Raw genomic sequence first — 11233 nt, 5'->3', positions numbered from 1 at the left:
TCTCGCCAGCGGAACGGCGGACGCCGATCATCGCAAGGGCGACCGTCGGTAGCCGCACGCGTCAGAAGTTGAAACGTCGTAGCATCGAGATCTCCAAGCTCATCGGCCTGAATGCGATAGGCGAGACTGCCGAACAGCAAATATTGGGCACGTGCTCCGAGGGTGGACGCCGCTCCACAACACTCTGCCAGCGGGACTGCAAGCCGATAAGATCGGGACTGCGGAGATGCGCAATCTCCTCTTCCATTGACAATCTCGTAAGTCGTCGACTGACAGGCTGGCGCGATCCTGGACTTCGCGCCATGGCATCAGGCCGCGGCCTTGTCAGGCATCGATCCGGTCGGTTCGGTGCGGGCAGTTACTTTGTAGATCCGACCGGCATCAGCAGCTTCCGATGTCAGCGTCAGCTTGAGCTTCTTCCGTAAGATACCGGCGAAGAAGCCGCGCACCGAATGCTGCTGCCAATCAGGCGCCTTGGGACAGGCCGCCATGGGTAACCAAAGCGAAGCCATCGGCCAGAACCTGATGGCCACCACGCTCCATTCCCGAGCCCAGGGCGCAAGGCTGAGCATATGATTATGCTGATCGAGTTGTCAGTCAGCGGGTGTAGAGATTTACTCACTATGCCACATTTGAAATCGCCAAAAGCGTTGGCCTGGGTGCAGTAAGCGAGTGTTGCGAATAGCAGATTGGATAGGGGAGGAGGCGACCCGTCTCGTTTGCCAGTGGGGACTGAGACCGACCTCACGGACATGCTCGCTCTCGATCTCAAGAAAGGCCTCACCGATTGTGGGACGAGAATTATTTGCACCGCCGCTTTGTCAGACGGCGTTGAATGATCTGCTGGTTCGTCCTCTGAAGCTTAATGCGATAGCTGGGGACCTTGGGCGAGGTTGGATTTTCAGATTAGCTTTAAGTTCTTAAGAGCGGGCACGCCATCGAGGAAGAAAATCGAAACGATCCTGATCGCGGGGCCATTGTAACGGGGCCGGCCGGTGGTCACCAGATTTGATGGCTCTGACTTTTATATAGAATCACGATAGAAGGGGCCTAGGATCTTCGTTCTCACGCATGCGGGTTCAAATTGCGGCGTGTCCGACTAGGAGCATAGCGACCGATTTCGCGGTGGGGTCAACCACCGGTTGATCCCAAGTTCTTTTTTTGCCGAGCGGGCCTCATCACCACACCTTTTTTCAATCGATCAGTAAAATGAGGTAAATTCCTATCCAGCAATAAGGAGACAAGATTGAAAAGACTCTTTCAAGTTCGTTCTAGGCAACGAGATGCTGAGACCGATAAAAAGCGCGTCGGTTCGATTGTCCAGTCGATTGATGCCGCGATCGCGTCCGCAACCAAAGAGCGAGATGCTTTGCAATTCCGCGTGAGTAATGCTCGTGATCTTGCCTCACTCGCCTCCGGAACAGCCCACGATGAACAACTGACGCGCGATCCGGCAGACGAAAAAATTCTCAAGGAATATGAGCTACAAATGCAGAATGGAGAAAAGCGGATCTGCGAACTGAATCAACAGATCGTCGCCCTGATCGAACTCCGAGATCTATCGAGCCGTTCTTTTTTTCATCTGTTGGAAGTAGCTTAGTGCCCCCAACAGCGACGACCGGTGCCGTCGGAGAAGATCAGGATGTTCTTCGGCATGTATCCTCGCATTCAGAGTGAGTGGCAGGGAACGAACCGCTCGGCCTCGCGGTCGAAAAAGTGGCGGCGCAGCTCGGGCAGTTGCTCCCGCGCTTCGGTAAAACCACGGTTCTTCATTTCTGCGATGCGCGCAGCGTCGTCCATCGTGTAGCGACCCGCCGGCGCGGTTTGGTCGACACGCCAGATCGCGCGATGGTCGTGGCCGTCGCCGGTGACGATTTTCGCCGTACCCAGCGCGCTGTGAGATTGCCCGGCCATGAAAAGGCGCGCGACGGATGACGCCATCGGAAGCTTTCCCTTCCATCGCGGAGGGGCTTTGACATCATTGATGGTGCCGACACTGAGGATCTTCAGCCTGTTCGCGGGCCAGTTCAGCATCCCGACCGCTTCGATCGTGGCCACGCCGATCGGATTGTTGGCCCAGACGCCGCCGTCGACCAGTTCGATTTCGTCGTTTGTCATGTGAGGCTTCAGAAACGTCGGCGCGGCAGCAGTGGCCATCGCTGCATCGAGCGCCCGCACACGGTAATCGGTCTCAAGCCTGGGGTGATGGGCCGTCTTGTAGATGTAGACGCGCTCGAGCATGGGGTGCCATGCGGGGACGACCAGGCGCGTCCGACTTTCACCGAGTCGGCGGTCTCCGAGAATGCCGACGAGCGCGTCGTGCAGCGGCTGCGAGGAGTATTTCGATCCCACCCAGTGCATCGCCCCGCGCAATCGCTGTCGCACGAAATTGCCGAATACGCCGTGCTGCTGATCAAAGATTGACGGTCCCTGCTCTTGGTAGAGCCGCAGGATGTCTTTGGCGGACAATCCCAGCCCCAGACCGATGGCGATGATTCCGCCTGTCGACGTTCCGGCGATCAGGTCGAAGTAGGACCCGATCGGCACGTCGAGGTGATCTTCCAGCTTGGCGAGGAAGGCCGCTGGAAAGACGCCGCGGATTCCGCCACCGTCAATCGACAGAATTTTGTAGGTGGGAGCCTCGGTGTTCACCCTTCGCTCCCCAGGTCGCATTCGACGGGCTGCCGCAATCCCAAACGACGCCGGCTTTGCCGGGTCCGCGGGGCGTCGGCTGGATGCATGCCTCCGCCCTTCCATTCCCCCGATTCCAGCCAGTCCTCAAAATAAAACAGCCACAGCGACGTCCAGGGCACGACGGTCTGGTCGAGCCTCATCCACGGCTGCCATTCCCGCGTGCGCGGCAGATGGAGGCAAAGCCGGGTCGGATTGCGGTAGACGTGCGGAAGGTCGCGACCGCAGGCGAGCACCTCGATATCCGGGTCATCGACGAAGACCCTTGGAGGGAGGCCGCAAGCCATTTCGATCCGGATCTGGTAGTCGCGGCTCAGCGGCGACGGCGAGGTCTCGTAGATCCAGGTGAAGCTGCTGGCCCGCAAAGGGCCATCTCCCGCGCTCAGGGGATTGCCGCGCAGATTGACGTATTGCTGCGCCATCGTCAGCGCTTTCGGTCGCCCGAGCCGCACGGAATCACCGCCTGTCGCCGAAGAACGTGTTCGCGGGTACCGGCGTCGCGCTGGCTGCCGTCGTGCCCATGATCAGGCCGGCGGATTTGGTGACGGACAGCCGGCCCGTGGCGCGAGCGGTGTCCACGCGTTCGGTCAGAGAGTCCATCGCCTTGTTGGCCGGGCCCATGCCGAAGACGTCACCCAGCCGCCGCCGCACCTGGTCGAGCCCCTGCGCGCGGGCGAGCAGCTCGACGTCGGCCAGGATCCTGCGGTGCCATTCGAAGAACGCGATAGCCCGCTCGGGGTACTTGTTCCACTTTTCGCAGAAGTTCTCGCCGGAGGTGGTCTGGTTCCAGAGGTACCACACCGCGCGTCCCTGAAACGTGCCGGTCTCCAGCATGCTCGGCATCCGGCGCAGCACGTCGACGATCAGGTCGAGCTCGTGATCGTATTCGAAGTTAGTGGCGCAGATCTCATAGGTCCGCGAGGCCAGCGTGGTGATGATGATTGAGAGCGGCGCCACGCCATCGTTGTCATCGATGAAGAGCAGATCGCGGTGGCGCTTTGCGATCTGCACGATGCGCAGAAGGATGCCTTTCAGGCGCTTGTTTTCGGGGTAGGGTTCGACATCGACCTTCCGCATGCTGTCGAATGTCATGCCGAGAGCGGGCCGTATCCGTGGCAGAAGCGCGGCACGCCGGTTGAACTTGGCCCGGTAACCCATGGAGTTCGAGGCCTTCCATGTCTTTAGCGTCTTGTCCGGAACGAGTTCGCCTCCGAAACGGCACTCCGGATTCGGAATCGACGGGGTGATGTCCAGGTGAAACTCATTGGCGTAATCGAGCCGCCAGCACCGCGGCATCTCCTTCAGCAGGGGGGCGTAATATCCGTTGCTGCGGAGGCGATCGCCGATCCGGTGCTTGAGTTGAGCCGGCGAAACGGCGACATCTAGATCGGGAACATGCGCGACCAGGTCGACGTCGTGCTCGTTGGCTCCTAGCGGCTTGACGGTCGTACCGATGGCGACCGAGCCCTGCAGCCGGATCTCGATCGAAGCGAGCAGCGAGTCCTCCGAGCGGGCAAGCCAGCCTCCGACGCCCTCATAGCGCTGTTTGGCGAGGTCCTGCTGGGATGCGGACGGCTCTAGGTGCTGACAAGCCTCTTCAACATAAGCTGGGATTGGCGCAACTGCGCACGTTCTGCTACGTAATTCATTGATTTAGCATCGCTTTCTGCTATATTTCGCCAGCCACCTAGCCTCGTTAAGGCGCTCTCACACACGTATGCCGAGCTGGGCGGGGATTTCGGACTCCTAATTTTTTTCCAGATCGTCCGAATCCGAGATTGAGATCGGCATACACGGGCAGCAGCGCTGAGGACGCATGAGCGACACCGACGTTCTCGGCGAAAGTGAGCCGCAAGACACAAAGCACCTCGCTCCTGAGGAGGTGTTGGAACAGATCGCCTCGTTTTCTGCGGACGAAAAGATCCGGCTCTGGCTCATTGAGCGGCGCCGATGTGCGGGCACCGACTTCCGGCAAGGTGATCTCTATCATGAGGCGGTCTGCCGGGCACTGACTGGGAAGCGGCGGTGTCCGATCGACGTGTCGCTGATTGCATTCCTAGCCCAGACAATGCGCAGTCTGGCCTCGCATCGCCGGGTCCAGTTGAAGCGGGAGCGGTCGATCGCGAAGGATGGCCGCAGCGGGGACTTGTCGGATCTGCAGGTTTTGACCAACCAGCACAATCCGGAGGCGGCCCTCATCGAGCAGGAGGATACCGACACCGTAGCGGCGATTTATGAGTGTCTGGATGGCGACGACGAGGCGCAATTCGTGATCATGGCGCTGGCGGACGGCAAAAAGGGAAAGGAATTGCGCGATGAAGTCGGAATTGACCAGGCGGCGTACGATTACGCAATGAGGCGGATCAAGAAGGCGGTGAAGAAGAAATTCCCGGAGGGACTTCCATCATGAGCAGGAAGGTAACGGGGCATGAGCAGTTGCAGCGGATATCTGATGCACTCGACGAGGACATCCTCAACATGTCGCCGGCGCAGCTGCGAGAAGAACTGTCCTCGGAAAGTCTCGATGAGGCGAAGGTAATCGCCGAGATGGACGCGGTCTTCGTTGACGCGAAAAAGTCCTGTGCCAAGCTGCGCCTAGAGCAAGCTAAGGCGGCAGTCGCGGACCGGAATACTCAAACCTCAACCGTTTCTCGCATCGACAGGGAGCGAGTTCGCGGGAAGCTGGCTGCCATGCGATCCGGAGCCGGAGAAAACGTCGCGGGCATGATGATGGCCGCTCGCAAGGGTAAAAATCTTTCGGAGAAAGACGAAGAAGGCGCCCTGGACGATTTGGCTCAGCTCGAGGCGCTCGAGAACGAAGGGAATGACGAGGAATGAACGCCGCTACTCCCGCGGAGCGGATGCTAACGGAACTCGGCATATCCGAACCAAAGGAGATCGACCTGGATGCGATCGCCTGGACCAAAGGTGCAGTCGTCAATTACCGTCCCATGGACAGTTGCGAGGCCACCATTGTGGGCACCCGTCGAAGGGCTGTCATTTCCATCAACAGCCGCAGCAGCCCCAAACGTCGGCGCTTTTCCCTAGCCCACGAAATCGGCCACTGGCACCATCATCGCGGCCGGATTCTCTTCTGCGGCAAGAGCGACGTCTGCAACTTCGCCAACGGTCCCTTGGATCCAGAACGTCAAGCTGACGGCTTCGCTTCTGATCTGATCCTACCGAATTTTATGGTCACACCCCGTCTTCGGAAAATGAAGCGTCCGACTTTGGCGGCTGCGCGCGAGTTGGCGGGCGAGTTCGAAGCCAGCCTGACGGCAACGCTCTTCAAGATGACCGTTCTGAACCGATTTCCAATAGTCCTCGTGTGTCACAACAAGGAAAAGCGTCGCTGGTTCGAGAGGGCAAAGATGATCCAGCCTTGGTGGGTGCCGGCCAAGCAATTGGATCCCCAAACATTCGCAGCCGAGATGCTCTTCAAAGGCGCCGCTGAACAGGCTTTTCCCCGAAAAATGCCGGCCGACGCATGGTTTGACGTTAGAGGAGGCGACGACCTGGAAGTCGAAGAGCAATCGTTTCTTCTGCCGAACGAGGAAATCCTGACCATATTGAAGCTTCCCGACGAGGCCGTCGCTTGAGGGCGGCCGCTACCGTACGGGCCGCATGGCCGCCGTCAGCGCCTTCGCAACTTTTCGGGTACACGCAGCCTCGGGAAGGCGCGCGAGTAAGGTTGGGGTCGGCCTGCTCATGACGCCAACATAATTTGAATCCTTAAAAGCCAGCTTTGAGAGATCGCTAAAATTCGATGAAATTCGCCGCCTCCCATTGCGCCTTGAAGTAGCGAGGCGTCTACGGCCGTTTCGTCTTGGTGGCGAGAACCACCGCCGTGTTGCGGTCTAGGCCGTCCAGCATCTTTTTCAGGGCTCTGGTACAGGGGATTTCGACCTTTCGTCCGGTCTTGCCCTGCCGAATAGAAATTAACGAGCCGTCATAGTTGCCCCATGACAAACGCAACAGATCGCCTTGCCGCTGGCCGGTGTGAAGGGCGAGGATAAGTGCGCGCTGAAGCTCGACAGGCGCAACGGCCATGAAGGCGTGAATGTGCTCGGGCAACCAGATCAGGTCAGAGCGATCGGCGCTGTGCAGGCGTCGGAATCCGGCAATGTGGTTGCTGAAAACCTGCCGTTCCTTATGCCCCAGGTGAGCATCGCAGACACGACGCTCAGGCGATTGTCGGCTTCGCGGTCGCCGGAAGCCTTGGCCACAGTGGCGCGCCAGGTCATGAAATCTTGACGCACGCGGGGATCTTCAAGCGCGGCGAGCGGCATGTTGCCGAACTTCTGTTCGGCCTTGGTGAGCATGCGCCTATATTCGTGCTGCGTGCTGTCTCTCAGCTTCTCGAACTCGGGCGACAATGTGTAGTCGCGCACCAGCCCGTTGAAGATGCCAGAGTGGCGATCGAGCATCGTCTTTTCAGCCGAGCCATAGTCGCGGAGAAATTCGGGCGAGCCGGGCTTGCCGCTCAGCGGAAGGCCCGTGGCGCGGTGGTAGTAATAGAGTCGCACGGATCCGTCCGCGAGGCGCTTGCGGACCGTGTTGATGCCCTGAAGCCTAGCCCTGACCATTACGCCTCCACGCCTCCAGCGGACCTTCAAACGCTTCTGTCGTCTCTGCGATTTCTGCGATGACTTCCACCCTACCGTCAGGGTGCATCACTAAACGAGTGCGCCCATAGCCAGCCGTAGCCGCCGCCTTAAAGTAGCGGGTCGCATTGGCCTGAGTAATGGGCGTAGGACGATTAGCCATCGATCTAGTTCACAGCCGTTTCCGTGGTGGCGCCGACTTCGCGAATTCTCGTGTCATTGGCCCTGCGCTCCATCGCTCGCGGGTACTGGCTTCTGGCCAGCAGGCCGGGGATTCCAGCCCTCAATCTGGCGAACCTCGTCAGGGTCGAGCACGCCGCTATCGATCGCGATCTTGTGGGCGTTCCAACGCGTTTCGGGATCGCCGCGAAGGAAGCCGGACAGGTCCAGCTCCAGCTCGTAAGGCCCGCCGGTTGGGAATACCGAACGGACAAATTCCGCCTCGATCTTCCGCGCCCAGGGCGCAAGGCAGAAGGTGGCGAACCACAAGCCCGCCTGAGCGGCGTTTGTAAAAGTATTGTTTTCATATGCCTGCACGATCGGCGGCGGCACCTGAAACAGTCGGCAGAGCCCGACCACGCCGAACTTGCGAGTTTCCAGCAGCTCGGCATCTTCAGGCGAGATTTGCGCGGGGGACCATTTCATGCCCCCGTCTAAAATCAGAGTGCTGCCCGCCTTCTCAGCGCCAGCGTGGCGATCCTCGAAGGCTTTGCGGAGCATCGATCTCTGTTCCGGTCCCATTGCACTAGGCACCTCGATCACGCCGCTAGGGCTCGCGCCAGTTCTCAAGAAGGCACTGGCATGATTATTCGCGGCCTGCGAACATCCGGTCGATATCGGCCCATCCCGGATCCGTCGCGGCGGGCGTCCCGACGTCCCCTTCGTTCTCTGCGCGTGTAGCGGTCTTGGGCTTTTTCATCTCAAATGCTCCTGTCTATGGGCAAAATCGTGCCGTCGACATGGAGCACGGCCATTGAGTGAGTGCCGGCCCGCTTATCCTAAGATAACAGCGCCCTATTAAGTCTGTTCGTCGGCATCCCAGCGCCGCTGCGACCTCACCTCCCGGTCTCTAACCGTGCCAAAATGCCAAAATCCCGTATGAGAGCCGTGCCGGAGAACCAGAGACCACTATGGTCAAGTGAAACAGAGCGCAACAAGCCGCAATGTTATGCTTTGTTGCTATCTATAGTAATTCAGTTTTTCTACACCAATGCATCGTTGGATGGCGCTGGCTTTGTAAGAACGTCGTCGACATTTTGGCAGCCTGTTGGTCGGGATGCGGTCGTTCCGACTTCAATGACACGGAACGATTGTCCGGAGGACCTAGTCGTAGTCCGTTGATCGAGTCTGGTCCTCTTGAGTGTGAGTGTGCGCAAAGCATGTGTACACAGGTACAGATTTGCCAAATCGTTGGTTCTTCGTCCGATTGCCGTTACGTTGCTGTTCGATCAGCTTGCGTACTGTATCGACGTCCTCCTTGACTGCAGTTGGACGTCCTGGCCAAAGACTAAGCCCTACATAACTTCCGGCGCCGGGATTTTCGCCAAGCAGATAATTTTGCGTAACCCATCCGATGGCGGCCGCCTTCATCCACACCGTGTGGCCGGTGAGGAGGGTGAGCTGAACAATTGGGTGCGACCTGCGAGTGCAACGACGTCATCGACCATTTCTTTCACCGGCATCAAATTGGCGAAGATGCCGAGAACCTGGGAGACCGGTTCCTTGTTGGGGCCTTTGTCCGTGGCCAATGCGGATGGTAATGGAAAGAAAATCTGCGGCGAAAGACGCTGCAGCGAGGCATCAATCCGTGCTTGATAGGTAGGCAGAGCAACCACGGCTGTGATCCGTACTGGATCGAAAAAGATCCGGGTACCGAATATCGGTGTGAGTTGTGCAAGGGGTGACCCGGTGACCGAGATTTCGGTGGCTTTGGCAGGGACGCAAGAGAGCGAAGCAAGGAGGATTAACAAAGCGAAGAAAAATCGCGTTTTCATGTTGTGCCCCAATAATGTGGTTCGCAATTGTCCTGAAATAAAATCGAGCGGTACAGAATTGTGGTAGCAGATCTTACTTTAGCGCGGCATTGAGCAAGTTTGCCAGTCTCGCCGCCGCCAGGGCAGCCTGTTTACGTGCAGTATTTCTGGGGTTCGTTTTGTAATCCGCGTCAGAAGCGAAGTGCCCTCTTCGTCGCTGACCGAAAGTGCATAGGCGAACTGCTTGGCCCTTAGCAGCTATTGACTGTGATCGACGACGTCATCAAGAGTGCGACGTGGGGACCGCCACACTGTCCTGGTGTCAAAGCCGTTTCTGTTCGGTCATTCGGGATAGTGCTCAGACCGGCGGTCCATTCGTTCTGAGGGATCGTGACCTCATTTAGCTAGTCGAGGCATTTGTGAGCTGGAGTCCGCCGACTAAACAGATCAACGATTTAAACCCGATACGCGTCAGACAGAATCTAACGCGCGGAGGAGATGCGCTTTCCTGTCCAAGCCCCTTGTTGTTCACTTGGGCAGACTTGGTTCTGTCGCTTGCGCGAACGACAGGGCTTCTGTCTGCTGTCCCGGAGCTTTCTCACGAGGAACGACAAGAGTTGGCTCGGGCTAATGGCGCTTTGTTGGCGAGTCACATGAATTTGTTTGTTGACCCGCAGGACACTGAATTTTTGTTCAAGACAAAAGTCAATATCCTCGCTGACGAGCAACGAACGTCACTTGCCGCGAAGGTTGGAGCGGCTGTTGCCGATCTCGTTATGCAACGCATGGGGTTTTACTGGTCCGCAAATGCGCGTGAACTCAAGTTGAAACTCAAAGGAAATGGTACGACAAAGAAAATGCCCGACTTTGTCTATGATCCAGCGGGTAAGCACGGATTTCAGCCGCAAAGCATCGTCGTCGTTGAAGCGAAAGGCAGCTTGTCGAAACAAAAGGCGAAGCGAAAGCCAATCCTCAGTCTTGCCCAAGACGCATACAACGAGCAGGTACGTCATATCATTGGCGCCAAGAGCGGCGACTTGGAGGTTGCTAGCGGTTACGCAATTGCATTTGGCACTATCCCGGGTAAGCGCCTGTCCACGTTGGCGATCGCAAGCCCGCAAGCGGTCCTGGCCGGTACCTCATTCGGTGTGGTCGCCGCGCATTCCCTTTCCGCTGCGGCAAGCTATGCACCGCAGCCGGCCCCTCAGCCCGCGCTTATGTACCCGGCGCCGCAAAGATACAAAGGGAGCGGAGGCGATCCCCCGGATGGTGGGTTCCGAGGCGAGGGTGGGCGAGGAGAGCCCAGCGGAGTCATTGCCTATGCGAACTACGAGTCGGTCTTTCTTCTTTGCGGTGCGACCAATGCTGCGCGCGCAATACGCAACAGCCTTACGGGGCAAAGCATGAATGTCTTGGATCCCGAAAGCCTTGTGCAGGATTTTTGGGTTTTCGAGCATCGCGGCAAGCGATTTTGGGCGGGACGTGATCATCCATTCTGGTGGTGGCCCGAATATCTGCTGATTGCAATCTACGAGCAATCGGCCAAAGAGATTCTGCGAACCCTATCCGAAAACCCGGACGGGGTCCCTCGAACGACATCGCTTACAGTGGCGCCAATAACCGGCGGGGCAGAGCTTGATCGTGATGTCGATATCGCCATACAAGGCGACGGGTTGACGCTCCTCAGGTTCTTTCCGCATCACGCCGAGCATCGGCGCTGGGATATTCAGGCGGGCAATTGGCGATAGGATTAAGTGATACTTTGAGCGCAGTTGGGAAGATCATGGGTGCTCGCGATGAGTTCACATTCGTCAAAGACGAAATTGAGCGACTGACCAAAGATGGTGTACTTGGCTTCTATACACACTTCGAAGTCACCGAAGTCGTTGCGTTCCGCGACCGTGGGGCGCATCGAAAAATGCAGTGCGACCCGACCTGCAGAACTTGATCCGTGAATTTGTTGCT

Annotated in this window: 13 protein-coding genes and 1 pseudogene; 5 read left to right on the top strand and 9 right to left on the bottom strand. The window is 58.0% G+C overall.

Annotated features, from left to right (window positions below):
• Positions 1-308 precede the first annotated feature (308 nt).
• Positions 309-572 (bottom strand): DUF3489 domain-containing protein, encoded by a 264-nt coding sequence (locus tag NB311A_RS06170; protein WP_009797625.1) that lies wholly within the window; start codon positions 570-572, stop codon positions 309-311.
• 674 nt (positions 573-1246) lie between these two features.
• On the opposite strand from NB311A_RS06170, the gene NB311A_RS19605 reads away from it, so the two are divergent.
• Positions 1247-1600 carry a hypothetical protein gene (locus NB311A_RS19605; RefSeq protein WP_009797623.1) on the top strand — a complete coding sequence of 118 codons (354 nt, stop codon included), beginning with the start codon at positions 1247-1249 and terminating at the stop codon, positions 1598-1600.
• Between the two features lie 68 nt (positions 1601-1668).
• Here NB311A_RS19605 and NB311A_RS06160 read toward each other — a convergent pair whose 3' ends face one another.
• From NB311A_RS06160 to NB311A_RS22465, 4 genes and pseudogenes are all read right to left on the bottom strand, one after another.
• A complete protein-coding gene (locus NB311A_RS06160; RefSeq protein ID WP_009797622.1) occupies positions 1669-2652 on the bottom strand; it encodes a CBASS cGAMP-activated phospholipase in 984 nt (327 codons plus the stop codon).
• A complete protein-coding gene (locus tag NB311A_RS06155; protein ID WP_040674107.1) occupies positions 2649-3113 on the bottom strand; it encodes a hypothetical protein in 465 nt (154 codons plus the stop codon). The genes NB311A_RS06160 and NB311A_RS06155 overlap by 4 nt, the downstream gene beginning before the upstream one ends.
• A gap of 34 nt (positions 3114-3147) precedes the next feature.
• Positions 3148-3783: a nucleotidyltransferase gene (locus NB311A_RS22470; RefSeq protein WP_245256941.1), complete on the bottom strand. Its 636-nt coding sequence runs from the start codon at positions 3781-3783 to the stop codon at positions 3148-3150.
• 102 nt (positions 3784-3885) lie between these two features.
• Positions 3886-4305, bottom strand: a pseudogene (locus NB311A_RS22465) (nucleotidyltransferase); the annotation flags it as partial.
• A gap of 202 nt (positions 4306-4507) precedes the next feature.
• Here NB311A_RS22465 and NB311A_RS06145 point away from each other — a divergent pair.
• Genes NB311A_RS06145 through NB311A_RS06135 form a run of 3 tightly spaced genes read left to right on the top strand, consistent with a single transcriptional unit; the run spans position 4508 to position 6290 of the window.
• Positions 4508-5101 carry a sigma-70 family RNA polymerase sigma factor gene (locus tag NB311A_RS06145; RefSeq protein ID WP_009797619.1) on the top strand — a complete coding sequence of 198 codons (594 nt, stop codon included), beginning with the start codon at positions 4508-4510 and terminating at the stop codon, positions 5099-5101.
• A complete protein-coding gene (locus tag NB311A_RS06140; RefSeq protein ID WP_009797618.1) occupies positions 5098-5529 on the top strand; it encodes a hypothetical protein in 432 nt (143 codons plus the stop codon). The genes NB311A_RS06145 and NB311A_RS06140 overlap by 4 nt, the downstream gene beginning before the upstream one ends.
• Positions 5526-6290, top strand: a complete 765-nt coding sequence (locus NB311A_RS06135) for an ImmA/IrrE family metallo-endopeptidase (RefSeq protein WP_009797617.1) — start codon at positions 5526-5528, stop codon at positions 6288-6290. Before NB311A_RS06140 ends, NB311A_RS06135 begins: the two co-directional genes overlap by 4 nt.
• 211 nt (positions 6291-6501) lie before the next feature.
• On the opposite strand, the gene NB311A_RS21840 is transcribed toward NB311A_RS06135, so the two are convergent.
• The 4 genes from NB311A_RS21840 to NB311A_RS06120 form a co-directional block, all read right to left on the bottom strand.
• Positions 6502-6741: a tyrosine-type recombinase/integrase gene (locus NB311A_RS21840; RefSeq protein ID WP_009797616.1), complete on the bottom strand. Its 240-nt coding sequence runs from the start codon at positions 6739-6741 to the stop codon at positions 6502-6504.
• A gap of 29 nt (positions 6742-6770) precedes the next feature.
• On the bottom strand, positions 6771-7277 hold the full coding sequence (locus NB311A_RS19595) for a hypothetical protein (protein WP_009797615.1): 507 nt from the start codon (positions 7275-7277) through the stop codon (positions 6771-6773).
• A 234-nt stretch (positions 7278-7511) separates the two neighbouring features.
• Entirely contained in the window at positions 7512-8084 is a 573-nt protein-coding gene (locus NB311A_RS06125) for a phage portal protein (protein ID WP_207382352.1), read from the bottom strand.
• A gap of 797 nt (positions 8085-8881) precedes the next feature.
• The gene (locus NB311A_RS06120) at positions 8882-9289 is read right to left on the bottom strand and encodes a hypothetical protein (RefSeq protein ID WP_009797612.1); all 408 of its coding nucleotides are present in this window, start codon (positions 9287-9289) and stop codon (positions 8882-8884) included.
• Positions 9290-9921: 632 nt separating this feature from the next.
• Between NB311A_RS06120 and NB311A_RS06115 the strand changes: the two genes are divergently transcribed.
• Positions 9922-11016 carry a hypothetical protein gene (locus NB311A_RS06115; RefSeq protein WP_009797611.1) on the top strand — a complete coding sequence of 365 codons (1095 nt, stop codon included), beginning with the start codon at positions 9922-9924 and terminating at the stop codon, positions 11014-11016.
• The last annotated feature ends 217 nt before the right edge of the window (positions 11017-11233 follow it).

Source organism: Nitrobacter sp. Nb-311A (genome assembly GCF_000152905.1).
In the GTDB taxonomy this organism is placed as follows: domain Bacteria; phylum Pseudomonadota; class Alphaproteobacteria; order Rhizobiales; family Xanthobacteraceae; genus Nitrobacter.
The sequence above is the reverse complement of the archived record's forward strand: the minus strand, read 5'-3'. Positions and strand labels throughout refer to the sequence as shown.